This is a genomic window from Actinophytocola sp. (genome assembly GCF_009379765.1).
GTDB lineage: Bacteria > Actinomycetota > Actinomycetes > Mycobacteriales > Pseudonocardiaceae > Actinophytocola.
In genome coordinates, this window is the sequence record NZ_WHTD01000060.1 from 14,178 (window position 1) to 29,507 (window position 15,330).

Sequence of the window (15,330 nt, forward strand, 5' to 3'; positions counted from 1 at the left end):
TGTGGCAGGGATTCAGGTCGGGACACGGGTTCGGCTCGGCTTGAGGACGCCGAGCGCGACGTTGACCACGAGCAGCGCGGTCGCAGCCGCCGGCACGACGGCGAGCGGCAGGCGCTCAGCGGTGGTGAAGGCGTTGCCGGCGACGGCATCCGCGGCTACCGCGGACAGTCGCGGGATGATCACCAGGAAGATCACGACGGTGAAGCCGGCCGTGCTCGCCAACTTGACAGTGATCCACCAATGGCGGATCAGGCCCCAGCCGGACAGGGTGGCCTGGAGGACGCCGGTACCCAGCGCGATGACCGCGAGCGGCGCGGCAACCCACACCTCCATCAGGTGAGCGGCCGGGTAGACGGTGCGGGGGTCGGTGCCGCGCACCCCCGACACACCCAGCGCGACCAGCACCAACGCGGTTCCGATCAGGCCCGCCGACGCGGCGATGTGCACGATCAGCAGCGGCCTTCGCCACCGGAGTCGTTCGACGGTCATGACTGCCTCCGTAAGGGGGACCGGATGTCTCGATGCTGCGCCGCCGGGCGGTGTGTTCGCGTCGGGCCGGTGACGGCATCCGCTACGTCGCGCGAGCCACCCGGCGGCCGCATCGCGTACGTCGCGGGACGTAGCCGGCTACGTCGGTCGTCGGACTCACCGCGGCCGCGGCGCGGCTACGATCGGCGCATGGCCGGCATGATCACGCGGCTGCGCGTGCCGGTGCGCGTGCAGGATGTCCTGCTGGCTGGTTTCGTGACGCTGTTCCACGTCCGCGGCACTGACTTCGTGGTGCCGGACGACGGGATGGCCGCGCTGTCCGAGCCGTTCCAGCTGGGGTGGGTGCTGCTGGTCGCCGGTGGGCTGGTGCTGCTGGTCCGGCGGCGGTGGCCGGTGGCGGTGTTCGTCGCGGTCGTGGTCATCAGCGCGGCGTACTACGTGTTGGGCTACCCGGACGGGCCGGGTTGGGTCGGGCTGTTCGTCGCCACCTACACGCTCACCGCGCGGGGCGAGGGGGAGTCGTCGCTGCGGCTGGTGGCCGTCGGTCTCGGTGGGCTGACGGTGGTGTGGCTGGCGACCGCGGACCTGGTGCCGCTGACCGGCGCGGGGTGGGTGTTCTTCCGGATCGGCGCGGCGGTCATGGCCGCGGCGCTCGGCGAGTCGGTCCGCGCCCGGCGCGAGCTCGCGGCGCGGGTTGTGGAGCGGGCACTGGAACGGGCCGAGCGCGCCGAGCAGACCAGGGAAGTCGAGGCGCGTGGCCGGGTCGACGCCGAGCGGCTGCGGATCGCCCGGGAGGTGCATGACACGGTCGCGCACGCGATCGCGATCATCAATGTGCACGCCGGGGTCGGCGCGCACGTTCTCGACAAGCGACCGGAGCGTGCGCGGGAGTCCCTGGCCGCGATCGAGCAGACCAGCGCCCAGGCGCTGCACGAGCTCCGCGCGACGCTGCAGATGCTGCGTGCCGACACCGAGGCCGATCAGCGGGTCCCGGTCCCCGGCCTCGATCAACTCGACCAGCTTGTGCGGCTGGCGCGGGACGCCGGGCTGACCGTGACGGTCGAGGTGACGGGCCGAGGGGGCGGTCGGGAGCGGGAGGTGGCCGGAATGGTGGATCGCGCCGCATACGGCCTTGTGCAGGAGGCCATCACCAACGCGATCCGCCACGCCGGACCGGCCACCGTCACCATCACGCTCACCTACGAACCGGACGCCCTGGACATCGAGATCGTTGACGACGGAGCCGGCTCACCGGGCGGCATCCTGCCCGACCGGGCCACCGGCGGCAGGGGCATTCTCGGCATGCGGGAGCGTTGCCACCTGCTCGGCGGCGACTTCGCCGCCGGTCCGCGACCCGGCGGCGGTTTCCGCGTGCACGCGCGGTTGCCGGTAGCGCCCGACCCGGCGGTGCACTGATGACGGAGCCGATCACACCGCCGATCACACCGCTGCGGCGCCCGGTCACGGTGCTGCTTGCCGACGACCAGCTCCTGGTGCGCACCGGGTTCCGGGTGCTGCTCGATGTCGAGGACGACATCGAGGTCGTCGGCGAGGCCGGCACCGGCGCGGAGGCGGTGACCATCGCCCGCGCCAGGCGGCCCGACGTGGTGCTCATGGACATCCGGATGCCGGTGCTCGACGGCATCGCGGCGACCCGCGAGATCGTGACCACGCCAGGGTTGGAGCGGGTGCGGTCGCTGATTCTGACCACCTACGACACCGACGCCCACGTGTTCGAGGCGCTGCGGGCGGGAGCGAGCGGCTTCCTGCTCAAGGACTGCGGCCCAGCCGAGCTGCTGCACGGAATCCGGGTCGTCGCGGGCGGCGAGGCACTGCTCTCGCCCAGGATCACCCGCCGGCTGATCGCGCAGTTCACCGCCACCCGCACCGCGCACCACGCGGCCGAGCAGCGCCTCGTCGTCCTCACCCCACGCGAGCGGGAAGTGGTGGCGCTGGTCGGTGAAGGGCTCAGCAACACCGAGATCGCCACCCGCCTCGTCCTCAGCCCCGCCACCGCACGCACCCACGTCAGTCGAGCAATGATCAAACTCGGCGCCCGCGACCGCGCCCAACTGGTCGTCACCGCATACCAAACCGGCCTCGTCCCGCCCGAACCGCGGCCATGATCCGGTCCGTGGTCGGTGTCGATGCGGACGTTCACGCCCGGGTCCTCGGGGACGATGCCGATGAGCCCGGCGAGGCCGGCGGCCTCGGGGAGTGGTGCGGGGGTAGCTCCACACGGTGACAGGCGGCCTTGCCTTCTGACTGCAGCATCGGGCCGTGGACCAGGAAGTCCTCGGTGAGCAGCACCGCGGCACCGTCCCGGTCACCCGAAATGAATCTCTCGAGGTAGGTGTGTCAACCCCGGGCGTCGGTGTGTTTGGCCGGTGATCGTCGCGGCCGGCCGATTTCTTGCCTTGGTTGTCGATTTGGTCGATGGTCGTTCGTAGTGGGGCAGGGTGGGAGGTGCCCGCCTGGACGAGGAGTGTGTCGATGGCCCAGTACCTGTTGTCCGTGCACACCGGCGCTGACGGTGGCGCTACCGGTGGTGTCGATGGTGGCGCGGAGCCGGCCCAGCCGGCGGCGTCGGACCAGTACCAGCAGATCCTGGCGCTGGAGGAGGACATGAAGGCGAGCGGGGCTTGGCTGTTCTCCGGCCGGCTGACCGATGCGGACGTGGCCACGGTGGTGCGGGTGTCGGCGGCGGGTGACCCGATGACCACCGACGGTCCGTTCGTGGAGTCGAAGGAGCACCTGGCCGGCTTCTACATCGTCGAGGCCGACGATCTCGATGCCGCTCTGGGCTGGGCGACCAGGACGGCCGCGATCATCGGCATGCCGATCGAGGTCCGCCCGTTCTGGGACACCAAAACCTGACCATGAGGGATCGGTCCGTGGGCGACCGCATGGACGAGGCGGCGATCAGCCGGGTCTTCCGCGAGGAGTCCGGCCGGTCGGTGGCCACCCTGATCCGCGTCTTCGGGCAGATCGACATCGCCGAGGACGCGGTCCAGGACGCGTTCGCGCAGGCGCTCCGGCTTTGGCCACGGGACGGCCTGCCGCCGAACCCCGGCGGCTGGATCACCACGACCGCCCGGCGGTGCGCGATCGACCGGCTGCGCCGGGACGTCCGAGGTCGCGAGCTGCGCCACGACCTCGCCGTGCTCGAGCACGAACCGGAAGTCCAGGAGGTGGGACCGGTGCCGGACGACCGACTGCGGCTGATCTTCACCTGCTGCCACCCGGCGCTGGCCACCGAGGTCCAGGTCGCGCTGACCCTGCGGCTGCTCGGCGGGCTCCGCACCGACGAGGTCGCCCGCGCGTTCCTGGTCTCCGAACCGACCATGGCCCAACGTCTGGTGCGGGCCAAGCGCAAGATCAAGCTCGCCCGGATCCCGTACCGGGTCCCCCGCGACCACGAACTCCCGGACCGGCTGCGAGCCGTGCTCGCCGTGGTCTACCTGATCTACAACGCGGGTGCGGAGAACGCCGGTGATGGGCTTCGTGCCGAGGCGATCCGGCTGGTGCGCATCCTCACCTCGCTGATGCCCGACGAACCCGAGGTGACCGGCCTGCTCGCGCTGCTGCTGCTCACCGACTCCCGGTTCCGCTCCCGGGTCACCGCGGACGGCGCGCTGGTGCTCCTGCGCGACCAGGACCGCTCCACATGGGACCGCGCGCTGATCGACGAAGGCCACGCCCTCGTGCGCGACTGCCTGCGCCGCGACCGACCCGGCCCCTACCAGCTGCAGGCCGCGATCAACGCCGTCCACACCGACGCCGAGTCCTTCCGGTCGACCGACTGGCCGCAGATCCTCACCCTCTACGACCAGCTTCTCACCCTCACACCGACCCGTGTGGTCGCGCTGAACCGGGCCATCGCCGCGGGCGAGGTCCACGGCCCAGAAGCCGCGCTGGACCTCGTCGACCAGCTCGACCTGCCCGAGTACCACGCCTTCCACGCCACCCGCGCCGACCTGCTGCGCCGCCTCGGCCGGATCGAGCACGCCGCCACCGCATACGACACCGCGGCCGGTCTCACACCGAGTCCTGCCGAACGGGACTACCTCACCGGGCAGGCGGCGCTCCTTCGGCAGCGTCGGTGAGCCCTTTTCCGGCTGTCAGGTCGCGAGGTCGCGGCGGGTATAGCCGGCGATGTCGAGTGCGGCCATCAGCACGGCGACTCCCGGTGAGGGCGGCGGTGGCCGCCCAGTCCGGTGACCCCTGTGTCAGGCCATCGCGACGGTGACACCGGCCCTGCCGAAGATCGGGCCGATCGGCGCGAGCCAGGTTGGGGAGCTTCATCTCGCGGACATCTCGGTGCCCCGCGTGCTCCACCGAGGAGGGCATCGAGGTTGGGCGACCTGTTCACCCAGACTCGATCGTCCATATGGGCTGTCCGCGGGCCGACCCTCGCGCTGCGCCGGGTGCGGCTCCGGCAAAGTCCCGAGTCCCCTCGTTCCCGATGCGTTGAAGGACGCCTACATCGCGCTGGTGCCGGTCGTGACCGGCCCAGGCCGGACACGGACTCCCAAGGGGACAATTGACGCCGCAAATTATATCAGATATCTTCTGCGTGATTTGGATCACAGGGGGGCGGTCGTGTCCGACCTGAAGTCTCAGACCATCTACCGCGCACTTCGCGAGCGGATCCTGCGCAACGAGCTCGCCTCGGGAACCCGGCTGGTGTTGCGCGAGCTGGCCAACACCTACGAGACCAGCGACATCCCCGTCCGCGAGGCGCTGCGCATGCTTGAGCGCGACGGGCTGGTCGAGATGGTGCCCTACCGCGGCGCGCGGGTGACCGCGCTGACCCAGCGCGAGATCGAGGAGACCTACTTCATCCGCGGCCACCTGGAGAGCATCGCCACGGGGCTGGCCGCCGAGCGGATGACCGAGGCCGAGCTGGCGACGCTGGACGGGCTGATGGTCCTGATGCGCGAGGCCGTCGCGGCCCAGGCCGGCCCCCGCTTCTCCGACCTCAACCGGCAGTTTCACGAGACGATCGTCGCCGCCTGCGGCAACCAGATGCTCTGCGAGCTGACCATGGACATCTGGCAGCGCCACTCCGGCTTCCAGCGGGTGTTCCGCATGGTCCCTGAACGGCTCGCCCGCTCCCAGTCCGAGCACGAGGGGATCATGGCCGCGCTGCACGCCAGGGACGCCAAGCGCGCCGCGACGCTCGCCCTGTGGCACAAGCGCTCCGTCGGCGAGACCGTCAGCACGCTGGTCGAGAAGCCGGCCGGTGAGCAGGACGGCGCGGAGGGCACCGCATGAAGATCGCCAACTACCTGCTCGACCGGCTCCCGCGGCTCAGCTGGGCTGCGCGAGATCGTCGAGACCCGGCGCGCAGGCGCCCTGCTCGACCCGCCCGCCCTGCGCCGCGGCACCGTCCGCCGCGACCGGGTCACACTCCTGCGGCCGATCGCCGCGCTGAGCCGGGGGCTGACGCTGCTGCCAGGCGATCTGATCCTCACCGGCACCCCGGCCGGTGTCGGCTACGCGCGCGAACCCGCGTGCTTCCTCACCGACGGCGGCGAGGTGACCGTCTCGTCCCCGCAACTCAGCACGCTCACCAACCCCGTGCGGCACACCGACCGCACGTCCTACCGCGCCCGGGCGGGTGCCGGCGTCTGATCACTGTCTGACGAGGGAGCCACGATGCAGCAGACGATGGAGTCCGTTCGCTTCGACCACGTCTACAAGGCTTTCGTGGCCAGAGGGCGCGGCAGCGAACCGGTGCTGGCGCTGCAGGACGTGACGTTCACCGCGGCGCCGGGCGAGTTCGTCAGCCTGGTCGGCCCGTCGGGCTGCGGGAAGTCCACCTGCCTCAACCTGATCGCCGGCCTGGACGGCCCGTCGGAGGGCACGGTCGCCCACCAGGGCTCGGCGGTGCGCGGGGTCAACACCTCGGTCGGCTACATCACCCAGGACGACAACCTGCTGCCGTGGCGCTCGCTGCGCGGCAACGTCGAGCTGAGCCTGGAGCTGCAGGGCGTGGCCCGCCGCGAGCGCCGCACCCGCGCCCAGGAGTTCATCGACCTGGTCGGGCTGGCCGGGTTCGAGGACCACTACCCGCACGAGCTGTCCGGCGGGATGCGCAAGCGCGCCGGGATCATCCGCACTCTCGTCTACGACTCGAGCGTCGTGCTGATGGACGAGCCGTTCGGCCCGCTGGACGCGCAGACCCGAGTGATCCTGCAGGCCGAGCTGCTCCGGCTGTGGGAGCGCTCGCGGCCGACCGTGCTGTTCGTGACCCACGACCTCGTGGAGGCGATCGCGCTGTCCGACCGGATCCTGGTGTTCACCGGCACCCCGGGCACGATCAAGCGCGAGTACCGGGTCGAGCTGCCCCGCCCGCGCGACCCGTTCCGCATCCACGAGACGCCGGGGTTCGGCGAGCTGCACGACGCGCTGTGGGCCGACATCCGGGTGGAGATCGAGCAGGCCAGGACCGTGTCATGACACTGCTGGCGACCTCCACCAACGGCACCGACCGCGGCCGGGCGGTGCTGGCCACGGTCGCGGCGGCCGAGCACCGGCGCCGGCGGCGCGAGCGGGCCGTGCGCTGGTTCGGCACCGCCGGGCTCGGTGTGGCGATCCTGCTGTTCTGGCAGTTCGGCATCGGGTACCTGGTGAACCCCCGCTACGTCAGCGATCCGGCGTCGATCGCCGCGCGGCTGGGGGAGCTGGTCGCCGAGGGCGAGATCTTCACCCACGTCGGGGTCACGCTCGGCGAGGCCGGGCTCGGTTTCCTGATCGGCGCGGGGTTCGGCCTGGTGAGCGCGTTCGCGCTGGCCCAGACCCGCCGCGGGTACGAGGTCTTCGAGCCGTTCCTGGTCGGGTTCTACTCGATCCCGAAGATCGCGCTGGCGCCGCTGTTCATCGTCTGGTTCGGCCTCGGCCAGACGCCGAAGGTGATCATGGCGGCGCTGCTCGTCTACTTCATCGTCTTCGTCAACACCGCCACCGGGATCCGCGAGGTCAGCCCTGGCCTGCTGCGCGTCTGTCGGGTGTTCGGCGCCCGCCGCCGCGACCTGCTGGTGAAGATCGTGCTGCCCTCCGCGGCGCCGGCCATCGTCGCCAGCGTCCGGATCACGTTCACCAGGGCCATCGAGGGCGCGTTGCTCTCGGAGTTCGTCGCGTCGACCGAGGGCCTCGGCTTCCTGGTCGCCCGCGCGTCCCGCGCGTTCGACATCGCGACCGTCTTCGCCGGCATCGTGATCATCGCCGCAGTCGTGATGACCGCGAACGCGCTGCTGCGGCTGGTCGAGTCCCGGCTCCTGCCAGGGCAGATCACGAGGAGGGTGCACGGATGACCACCGCCGTCAGCCCCGCCGGCGCCGAGGTGCTCGCCGCCGCCCGCCGCACCCACCGGTCGGCTCGCCGCACGCACCGGCTGTTCCTGCTCACCGCCCGGCTCGGCATCGCCGTCGTGGTCATCGTCGGGTGGGAGCTCGTGTCCGGGAACCTGTTGCGCCCCTTCTACATCAGCTCGCCGTCCGCGGTGGCGGAGACGCTCGCCGAGTGGGCCACGAGCGGCGAGCTCTGGTACCACGGCCGGTTCACCGTCACGGCGGCCTTCTTCGGCTACCTGATCGGCACGGTCGCCGCGGTGCTGGTGGCGTGGCCGCTGGGGATGGTGCGCCTCGCCCACCGGATCGTCGAGCCGTACTTCCTGGTGGCGTACTCGGTGCCGGCGGTCGCGATGGGCCCGGTGTTCATCCTGTGGTTCGGCATCGGCATGACGCCGAAGATCCTCATCGCCGCGTACTTCGTGTTCTTCATCGTCTTCGTCAACACGGTGGCCGGGTTCCAGCAGGTGCCACAGGGTCTGCTCGACGTGACCCGGGTGATGGGCGCGTGCCGCCGCGACCAGCTGCGCCGGGTGATGCTGCCCAGCGCGCTGCCCTACATCCTCGCGGCGCTGCGGATCACGTTGCCCGCGGCCATGATCGGCGCGGTGACCGGCGAGTTCATCTCGTCCAACCGCGGCCTCGGGTTCCTCACCCGCGAGGCCGCGTCCCGCTTCTCCACCGCCGGCGTCATCGCCGGGGTGCTCTCGCTCAGCGCGATCGTGCTGGTGATGAACCTGATGCTGCGCCCGCTGCGCCACGCGCTGCGCTGGCAGCGGCAGGAGATAGACGTACCGACGAAGGAGGCACCATGAGAGGACTACGACAGTCCGCGATCCTGGGCGTGCTGGCGTTGGCGTTACCGGTAGCGGCGTGCGGGGAGGATGCCGGCGGCGGTGAGCTCACCCAGGTCACGGTGACCTCGTTGCCGAGCGCGTTCCTGGCGTCCATGTACGTCGCCGAGAAGCAGGGGATCTTCGAGGACGAAGGGCTCGACGTGGAGATCGTCGAGCTGCAGAGCGGGGTGGACGGGGTGTCGGCCCTGGTGTCCGGCAGCGCCCAGTTCGCCGACATGGGCTTCGACGACCTCGCCACCCTCGCCGAGGAGGGCGAGGACAGCCTGGTGATGACGCACAACCTGGTCAGCCGGGTCACCTTCACGCTGGTGATGAACCCGGACGTCGCGCGGGAGAAGGGCGTCACCCGCGAGTCGCCGATCGAGGAGCGTTACGCCGCACTCGAGGGACTCAAGCTCGGTGTCACGTCGCCGGGCGCGGCCAGCGACAAGTACATGCGCTACTACCTGCGTGAGGCGGGCCTGGACCCGGAGCGGGACGCGGAGATCATCGCGATCGGCGACGGGGCCTCCCTGCTCGCCGCGATGGAGACGGGGCAGATCGACGCCTACCAGCTCTCCCCGCCGACGCCGTACGTCGCCGAGGCCGAGGGCTTCGGCACGGTGCTGATCGACGGACCGGCCGGCGACGTGCCGCTGTTCGCCGACTACGTCTACACCGGCTGGGCGACCAACCGGGCGTGGGCGGAGGACAACCCGGAGGCGGCGAAGGCGTTCAGCCGGGCGCTGAACACCGCGATGGAGCAGGTGGCGGCCGACCCGGCGGCGGCGTCCGAGGAGATCGTCGACCGGATGTCCGACGATGACGTGGAGATCATCCAGCAGACCCTCGACGCGATGATGCCGGCGCTGTCCCGGGACGGCTGCTTCGACCCGGAGGCGGTGCGCGCGACGCTGGAGACGATGCACGAGATCGAGCTGACCGCCGAGGCGGGCGACCCGGCCGAGGACGCGTTGTGGACCAACGCCTACAACGGCTGCTGAGGAAGGACCTCCATGAAGATCGTTCGCTACCAGACCACCGGACCGGCCGCGTGGGGTGTCCTCGACGACGGCGTGGTCATGGCCGCCGAGGGGACGCCCTTCGTGGACCTGCGCCCGACCGGCCGGGCCGTCGAGGACGCGACGCTCCTGGCCCCGGTCGCGCCACGCACGGTGCTGTGCGTCGGCCGCAACTACCGGTCCCACGCGGAGGAGTTCGGCAACAAGGTGCCCGACGAGCCGCTGCTGTTCCTCAAACCGCCCTCGGCGGTGATCGGGCCGGGCGAGCAGGTGGTGTACCCGTCGCTGTCGGGCCGGCTGGACCCGGAGGCCGAGCTGGCGCTCGTGATCGGTCGCCGGGCGCGGCACGTGGCGGCGGCCGACGCGTGGTCGGTCATCGGCGGGTACACGTGCGGCAACGACATCACCGCCCGCGACATCCAGAAGTCCGACGGCCAGTGGACCCGGGGCAAGGGGTTCGACACGTTCTGTCCGGTCGGCCCGTGGGTGGAGACCGACTACGACCCGACCGACGTGGCGGTGACGTGCACGGTCGACGGGGAGGAGCGGCAGAGCGGCCGCACCAAGGATCTGATCTTCCCGATCCCCTACCTGATCGAGTACATCACCCGGTTCACCACGCTGGAGCCGGGAGACGTGATCCTGAGCGGGACGCCGGAGGGGGTGCGCCCGGTCCAGCCGGGCAACACGGTCACGGTCGAGGTCGAGGGCCTCGGCTCCCTGCCCAACCCGATCGTCGCGGAGGGTCGCGGCGGGTCGCGGATCTTGGGTTCCCGTTCGGGGTCGGTGAGAACGTGAATGTCTCGGTCCGATGCGGCTGGATGTTCCACTTGCGCCAGATCCTGGCGACACACTGGCAAAGGAGATCACCAACAGGTCCGCCATCAGCCGTGTTGACCAGAGCGGCACACCCAGCTCCGACGGCGGCTTCCTACGGTGCGGATGCTGGCTTCGGATTTCGGTGGGCAGATCACCGTGCGAACGCAGGGCGCATCTCCAGCCACAGATCCAACCACTGCCCTACCGTGATCACGTTCCGATCCGGGTCGGTGTCCTCACCGGGCAGGTAGCCCCGAGCCTGCTCGGCCGCATCCCGCGAGTGGAGTCCACCGCGCCGTATCCGCTGACGACTGCCGTCACGAGCAGCTGGCAGTTCCAGAGTCGTCAGCGGGTGACCGCGTCCAGTGCGTCGACCAGCCCGGAGCCGTAGAAGCCTCGGCCGGACCGGCCGCCCTGGCAGTACGCGAGCCAGTCGCCGGTCCCGTCCGGGTCGAACCAGCCGCCGGGCGGGCACGGCAGCGGGTCGGCGTCGCGGCGCAGCGCGGCGACCACCTGCTGCGGCGACCAGTCCGGGTGCGTGCCGCGGATCAGTGCGACGACCCCGGCCACGTGCGGGGTGGCCGCCGAGGTGCCGCCGAAGTAGCCCCACGCCCCGTTGTTCATTGTGGTCAGGATGCCCGGGTCGCGGTCCGGGGTGTCCGGGATCTGCAGCTCGTCACCGCCGGGTGCGGTGACGTCGGTGTCGCGGATGCCGTAGCTGGAGTAGAACGTCTTGCGCGCCGCGGCGCCGGTCGCGGACACGGCCACCACGCCGGGCGCCTCTCCGGGCACCAGCGCGCAGTTGTCGCCGGTGAGCCGCTCGACCGGCTCGCCGTTGTCCGGGCTGATCGTGTCCAGCACGGGATGCGACATGTCCCAGTTGAGGTTGCCGATCGCCGCCACGTTGACCACGCCGTGGCCGGTGGCGTAGTCGATCGCGCGGCGCATCGCCTCGGCTCCCGCCGCCTGATCGGGGTCGTCGTCGCACCAGCGGAGCCACGGGTCGACGAAGATGGAGGCGCTGGTGACCTGGATGCCGTGCTCGGCGGCCCAGACGTATCCGCAGATCGCGTATTCCGGGTAGATCCACAGGTCGTCGTCGGCAATCCGCACCGAGGCGATGCGGACGTTCGGGGCCACGCCGGCGATGCCCACCCCGTTGCGGTCCGCGGCGATGATCCCGGCCACGGCGGTGCCGTGCGAGAAGTCCGGCGGCGGCGCCCACGCCTCCGGCGAGGTGTCCGGCACGCCCTCGTCGCCGCAGCTCACCGAGTTGGCCGCGTCGATATTGGACGCCAGGTCGGGATGGCCGGCGTCGACCCCGGCGTCCAGCACGCCGACCAGCTGGTCGCGGCTGCCGCCGGAGATGTCGTTGGCCCGGTCGGCGCCGATCTGCCGCATACCCCACTGGTTCGCCGCGAGCGGCTCGGGGCTTCCGGTGGTCGCTGCGACACCGTCCTTTCTGGACAGTGGTGCGCGATCGTCGAGACCACGGGGCCGCGCCCCTTCGGTGAGCTCGACCAGGTTGCGCGTGGCGCCCGCCGCCTCCACGCCGGGCAGCAGGCGCACCGCGGCGGCGAAGTCCGCGCGCTCGGAGGTGGCCACCACCACGCCGATCTGCGGCCAGCTCCGCAGGATCTGCCCGCCGGCGTCGCGCACCGACTCCTCGGTCTTTGCGAGCGGTCCGTCCTCCGGGCCGAGCACCACGAAATGCGCCACCGGCCCCTGCCTGTCGGCAGCGGCGGGCTGGCCGGAGGACAACCCGGCGGCGGTGACCGCAACCGTCACCACCAGCACAAGCCCGATCCCTGGTCGCATGAGACACCTCCGGCAGCCAACACCGCGATCGTGGCGGCACCGCACCGGACAGCACGGCCACAAGCCCAGCAGACCACGGTACGACATCGGCGGAGCCAGGGAACACACATCGCGGGCCGAGATCGACTCGCGGCTCGGCCTGCTCGGGTGACATGAGTCCGGAGGAACGGCCGGCCAGCCGGCCGGTGTGCCATGCCGACGGCGCTCGCCCGGAGCCCGTCTTCGGCGAGCAGGACCTTGGATGCGAGCGGCCAGCGCGTGGAACCGCTCGTCTCGGCGCCGTCGCGCATCCTGATCCGCCGCCTGGCGGAGTTCGCTCAGACAGGCACGGCGATGGTTGCCAGAGCATCCGTTAGCCGCTGGAGGTGCGGCGGCGGCGGCTCGAGCAGCGGAAGGCGCACCGTCGCATGCGGGATGATCCCGAGCCCGGCCAGAGCGGCCTTGGCCATCACGGCCCCTTGGGATGTGCGCATGATGGCGTCCACCAAGGGAATCAGCGAACCTTGGATCGCCTTCGCCGAGTCGAGGTCGCCGCTGCGGACCGCTCGTATGAGCTCGGCGTTGCGGTCGGCGACGACATTGCCCACGACGCTGAGCACACCGGTGGCGCCGCACGCGAGGTAGGGCAGGTTGAGTTCATCGATGCCGCAGTAGTAGGCCAGCGACGTGCGGGCCATGACGGACATCGCTTCGAACAGGTCGCCTTTGGCGTCCTTGACCGCTCGGATCCGGGGGTGGCCGGCGAGTTCGATCAGCGTGGGCGCCTCCATTGCGATGCCTGTGCGTGCGGGGACGTCGTAGAGCATCACGGGTAGCTCGGTGGCGTCGGCCACCGCCACGCAATGGGCCACCACCCCGGCCTGAGTCGGCTTGGAGTAGTAGGGGCAGACGAGCAGCACCGCATCCGCCCCAGCAGCCTCGGCTTCGCGGGCCCGATGAATGCTGACGGCCGTGTCGTAGGTGCCGATACCGGCGACCACCCGAGCTTGGTTCTTCGACCGGGCCGCCACGGCACGGACGAGCCGGGCTGCCTCGGCTTCGGTCAGGGTGGGCGACTCACCGGTGGTCCCGCCAACGACGATGCCATCGCACCCTGTTGTCAGCAGGTGGTCGACGAGGTTGGCGAGCCCAGGTTCGCTGATCGTGCCGTCGGGGTGCATCGGGGTCACCATGGCGACAAGGTTGGCGCCGAAGAGTAGGTCAGCAGGGTGCTGCGGGTCGGTCATGGTTCGATCCTGCCTCGGCCCGATAAGTGTGGTCCAGCGATGCTTTCTTGCCAATATTGCGTAGCCTGTCTTCATGATTGATGTCGGGGCCTTGCGGGCGTTGCGGTCGGTGGCTGCCCTCGGGACGCTGGCGCGGGCGGCCGATGAGCTCGGGTTCACGGCCTCGGCGGTGTCGCAGCAGATCAAGAGGCTGGAACGCCAGGTCGGTGTGCCCGTGCTCGCGCCGGCGGGACGCGGGGTCGTGCTCACTCCGGCCGGGCAGGCCATCGTCGACTCAGCGCCCGACGTGTTCCAGGCGCTGGAGCGCTGCGCCGAAGCGGCCCAGTCAGTCTCGGAGGGCGCGCCGCGCGGCATGCTCCGCGTGGTTGCCTTCTCGACTGCTATCCGCGGGCTGCTCGCGCCCACCATTCTGCGACTGTCGACGCGCTGCCCGGACCTACGCGTGCACATCACCGAGCAGGACCCCGACCAAGCCCTCCACATCGTCGATGCCGGTACAGCCGACCTTGCCCTCGTCCACGACGCCGACGGGCTGCCAGCCCCTCTGCCATCGTCCCTGACCCAGCACCATATGCACACCGACGTCGGCGACATCGTCATGAATCGGACGCATCCGCTCGCGCGGCTCGACTCGCCACTCGCCGGCGCCGACCTTGTCACCCACGCGTGGGTGACCAGCCCGCCTGGCTCGGTGTGCCACCAGTGGTTCCGACGACTGTTCGCAGACGTGCCCGAAGACCCCGACGTGCGCCATCTGGCTGACGATTTCGCCACCCAGCTGTCGCTGGTCGCCTCAGGCGACGTCATCGCCCTGATCCCTCGCCTTGCTCGCCCGCCCTTGGGAGAAGGGCTCGTCTCCCGGCCGCTGCGGCGGCAACCGAAGCGCGAGGTACACGCGGCGTGGCGGCGCAGCGCAAATGCCAGCCCAGCGATCCAAGCGGTGCTCGCGGAGCTAGTGTCGCGTGACCAGCCCTGAGGACGCCCTCAGATAGCGCAAACCTCTCAGTAGGAACCACCCGGAACAACGCTGAGCTTGGCGCGCCTTACGACCACCGCCGCTTCGACCGCCAGCACAACCCAATCGATTGACCGTCGTCAACTCGGCATGAGCGGGCATTGCGAAAACGGTTTGCTTCGCTGCCGCTGGTACGGGGATCGTCGTGGTGCGTGCTGTCGTCGATCATGGAAGGTCACGATGTTCTCGATTTCCCTGGGTGATGACGGTGCGGAGCTGCGTCCGCTCGAGCCGTGGCGGGCCGAGGAGCTCCTGGCTCACATGGACCGGGGGCGGGAGTTCATCGGGCACCACATCGGGCTGGCGGACGCCGTCACGGACCTCGAGTCGAGCCGCTCGTTCCTGCAGGGGTACGCGGAGAAGGCCGCGGCCGACACCGGGCGGATCTACGGGACCTGGGTGGACGGCAAGCTGGTCGGCGGTGTCCTGTTCCGGACGATGGACGTCGAGCACGGCAACGCCGAGGCGGGCTGCTGGCTGGAACCGTCGGCGGTGGGCAGGGGCCTGGCGACCAGGGCCGCGCGGGTGATCATCGACTGGGCCATCGAGGAGCGGGGAACCCACCGGGTGGAGTGGCTGGTCTCGGCGGCGAACCAGGCCAGCATCGCGGTGGCCCAGCGGCTGGGGATGACCAAGGACGGTGTGCTGCGGGAGTGCTACCCGCGCCGCGGTGAGCGGCACGACGTGGAGGTCTGGTCGGTGCTCGCGCCGGAGTGGCGGGCGGGCAAGCAGACGTCTTAGCGCAGATCG

The 15,330-nt window shown here is 70.7% G+C and carries 16 protein-coding genes; 13 read left to right on the top strand and 3 right to left on the bottom strand.

Going from position 1 to position 15,330, the window contains the following annotated elements:
* Positions 1 to 12: 12 nt before the first annotated feature.
* Positions 13 to 489 (bottom strand): hypothetical protein, encoded by a 477-nt coding sequence (locus GEV28_RS19390; RefSeq protein ID WP_291413499.1) that lies wholly within the window; start codon positions 487 to 489, stop codon positions 13 to 15.
* Positions 490 to 678: 189 nt separating this feature from the next.
* Between GEV28_RS19390 and GEV28_RS19395 the strand changes: the two genes are divergently transcribed.
* The 11 genes from GEV28_RS19395 to GEV28_RS19445 all read left to right on the top strand — a co-directional run bounded on the left by GEV28_RS19395 (position 679) and on the right by GEV28_RS19445 (position 10,500).
* Positions 679 to 1,905: a sensor histidine kinase gene (locus GEV28_RS19395; protein WP_291413500.1), complete on the top strand. Its 1,227-nt coding sequence runs from the start codon at positions 679 to 681 to the stop codon at positions 1,903 to 1,905.
* The gene (locus tag GEV28_RS19400) at positions 1,905 to 2,615 is read left to right on the top strand and encodes a response regulator transcription factor (protein ID WP_291413501.1); all 711 of its coding nucleotides are present in this window, start codon (positions 1,905 to 1,907) and stop codon (positions 2,613 to 2,615) included. The genes GEV28_RS19395 and GEV28_RS19400 overlap by 1 nt, the downstream gene beginning before the upstream one ends.
* A 367-nt stretch (positions 2,616 to 2,982) precedes the next feature.
* Positions 2,983 to 3,366, top strand: a complete 384-nt coding sequence (locus tag GEV28_RS19405) for a YciI family protein (RefSeq protein WP_291413502.1) — start codon at positions 2,983 to 2,985, stop codon at positions 3,364 to 3,366.
* Positions 3,367 to 3,395: 29 nt separating this feature from the next.
* Positions 3,396 to 4,595, top strand: coding sequence for a DUF6596 domain-containing protein (locus GEV28_RS19410; RefSeq protein ID WP_291413530.1), 1,200 nt, complete (start codon positions 3,396 to 3,398; stop codon positions 4,593 to 4,595).
* Between the two features lie 496 nt (positions 4,596 to 5,091).
* Positions 5,092 to 5,766: a GntR family transcriptional regulator gene (locus tag GEV28_RS19415; protein WP_291413503.1), complete on the top strand. Its 675-nt coding sequence runs from the start codon at positions 5,092 to 5,094 to the stop codon at positions 5,764 to 5,766.
* A gap of 192 nt (positions 5,767 to 5,958) precedes the next feature.
* Positions 5,959 to 6,126 carry a fumarylacetoacetate hydrolase family protein gene (locus GEV28_RS19420; RefSeq protein WP_291413531.1) on the top strand — a complete coding sequence of 56 codons (168 nt, stop codon included), beginning with the start codon at positions 5,959 to 5,961 and terminating at the stop codon, positions 6,124 to 6,126.
* A 24-nt stretch (positions 6,127 to 6,150) separates the two neighbouring features.
* On the top strand, positions 6,151 to 6,954 hold the full coding sequence (locus tag GEV28_RS19425; RefSeq protein WP_291413504.1) for an ABC transporter ATP-binding protein: 804 nt from the start codon (positions 6,151 to 6,153) through the stop codon (positions 6,952 to 6,954).
* A complete protein-coding gene (locus GEV28_RS19430; RefSeq protein ID WP_291413505.1) occupies positions 6,951 to 7,808 on the top strand; it encodes an ABC transporter permease in 858 nt (285 codons plus the stop codon). The genes GEV28_RS19425 and GEV28_RS19430 overlap by 4 nt, the downstream gene beginning before the upstream one ends.
* Positions 7,805 to 8,659, top strand: coding sequence for an ABC transporter permease (locus tag GEV28_RS19435; protein ID WP_291413506.1), 855 nt, complete (start codon positions 7,805 to 7,807; stop codon positions 8,657 to 8,659). The genes GEV28_RS19430 and GEV28_RS19435 overlap by 4 nt, the downstream gene beginning before the upstream one ends.
* Entirely contained in the window at positions 8,656 to 9,684 is a 1,029-nt protein-coding gene (locus GEV28_RS19440; protein ID WP_291413507.1) for an ABC transporter substrate-binding protein, read from the top strand. The genes GEV28_RS19435 and GEV28_RS19440 overlap by 4 nt, the downstream gene beginning before the upstream one ends.
* Positions 9,685 to 9,696: 12 nt before the next feature.
* Positions 9,697 to 10,500 carry a fumarylacetoacetate hydrolase family protein gene (locus tag GEV28_RS19445; RefSeq protein WP_291413508.1) on the top strand — a complete coding sequence of 268 codons (804 nt, stop codon included), beginning with the start codon at positions 9,697 to 9,699 and terminating at the stop codon, positions 10,498 to 10,500.
* A gap of 366 nt (positions 10,501 to 10,866) precedes the next feature.
* Here the strand turns inward: GEV28_RS19445 and GEV28_RS19450 are convergent, their stop codons facing one another.
* The gene (locus tag GEV28_RS19450) at positions 10,867 to 12,339 is read right to left on the bottom strand and encodes a S8 family serine peptidase (protein WP_291413509.1); all 1,473 of its coding nucleotides are present in this window, start codon (positions 12,337 to 12,339) and stop codon (positions 10,867 to 10,869) included.
* Between the two features lie 317 nt (positions 12,340 to 12,656).
* Positions 12,657 to 13,499 (bottom strand): 4-hydroxy-tetrahydrodipicolinate synthase, encoded by an 843-nt coding sequence (dapA, locus tag GEV28_RS19455; RefSeq protein WP_291413532.1) that lies wholly within the window; start codon positions 13,497 to 13,499, stop codon positions 12,657 to 12,659.
* A gap of 139 nt (positions 13,500 to 13,638) precedes the next feature.
* On the opposite strand from dapA, the gene GEV28_RS19460 reads away from it, so the two are divergent.
* Both GEV28_RS19460 and GEV28_RS19465 read left to right on the top strand, forming a co-directional pair.
* Positions 13,639 to 14,541 (top strand): LysR family transcriptional regulator, encoded by a 903-nt coding sequence (locus GEV28_RS19460; protein WP_291413510.1) that lies wholly within the window; start codon positions 13,639 to 13,641, stop codon positions 14,539 to 14,541.
* 219 nt (positions 14,542 to 14,760) lie between these two features.
* Positions 14,761 to 15,321, top strand: a complete 561-nt coding sequence (locus GEV28_RS19465) for a GNAT family protein (RefSeq protein WP_291413511.1) — start codon at positions 14,761 to 14,763, stop codon at positions 15,319 to 15,321.
* Positions 15,322 to 15,330 lie beyond the last annotated feature (9 nt).

What these genes read in the sequence shown, in the direction of transcription:
- GEV28_RS19435 (WP_291413506.1), top strand. Translation starts at nt 7,805, where the DNA reads ATGACCACCGCCGTCAGCCCCGCCGGCGCCGAGGTGCTCGCCGCCGCC.
- GEV28_RS19400 (WP_291413501.1), top strand. Translation starts at nt 1,905, where the DNA reads ATGACGGAGCCGATCACACCGCCGATCACACCGCTGCGGCGCCCGGTC.
- GEV28_RS19460 (WP_291413510.1), top strand. Translation starts at nt 13,639, where the DNA reads ATGATTGATGTCGGGGCCTTGCGGGCGTTGCGGTCGGTGGCTGCCCTC.
- GEV28_RS19390 (WP_291413499.1), bottom strand. Translation starts at nt 489, where the DNA reads ATGACCGTCGAACGACTCCGGTGGCGAAGGCCGCTGCTGATCGTGCAC.
- GEV28_RS19430 (WP_291413505.1), top strand. Translation starts at nt 6,951, where the DNA reads ATGACACTGCTGGCGACCTCCACCAACGGCACCGACCGCGGCCGGGCG.
- GEV28_RS19405 (WP_291413502.1), top strand. Translation starts at nt 2,983, where the DNA reads ATGGCCCAGTACCTGTTGTCCGTGCACACCGGCGCTGACGGTGGCGCT.
- GEV28_RS19450 (WP_291413509.1), bottom strand. Translation starts at nt 12,339, where the DNA reads ATGCGACCAGGGATCGGGCTTGTGCTGGTGGTGACGGTTGCGGTCACC.
- dapA (WP_291413532.1), bottom strand. Translation starts at nt 13,499, where the DNA reads ATGCACCCCGACGGCACGATCAGCGAACCTGGGCTCGCCAACCTCGTC.
- GEV28_RS19395 (WP_291413500.1), top strand. Translation starts at nt 679, where the DNA reads ATGGCCGGCATGATCACGCGGCTGCGCGTGCCGGTGCGCGTGCAGGAT.
- GEV28_RS19465 (WP_291413511.1), top strand. Translation starts at nt 14,761, where the DNA reads ATGTTCTCGATTTCCCTGGGTGATGACGGTGCGGAGCTGCGTCCGCTC.
- GEV28_RS19410 (WP_291413530.1), top strand. Translation starts at nt 3,396, where the DNA reads ATGGACGAGGCGGCGATCAGCCGGGTCTTCCGCGAGGAGTCCGGCCGG.
- GEV28_RS19440 (WP_291413507.1), top strand. Translation starts at nt 8,656, where the DNA reads ATGAGAGGACTACGACAGTCCGCGATCCTGGGCGTGCTGGCGTTGGCG.
- GEV28_RS19425 (WP_291413504.1), top strand. Translation starts at nt 6,151, where the DNA reads ATGCAGCAGACGATGGAGTCCGTTCGCTTCGACCACGTCTACAAGGCT.
- GEV28_RS19445 (WP_291413508.1), top strand. Translation starts at nt 9,697, where the DNA reads ATGAAGATCGTTCGCTACCAGACCACCGGACCGGCCGCGTGGGGTGTC.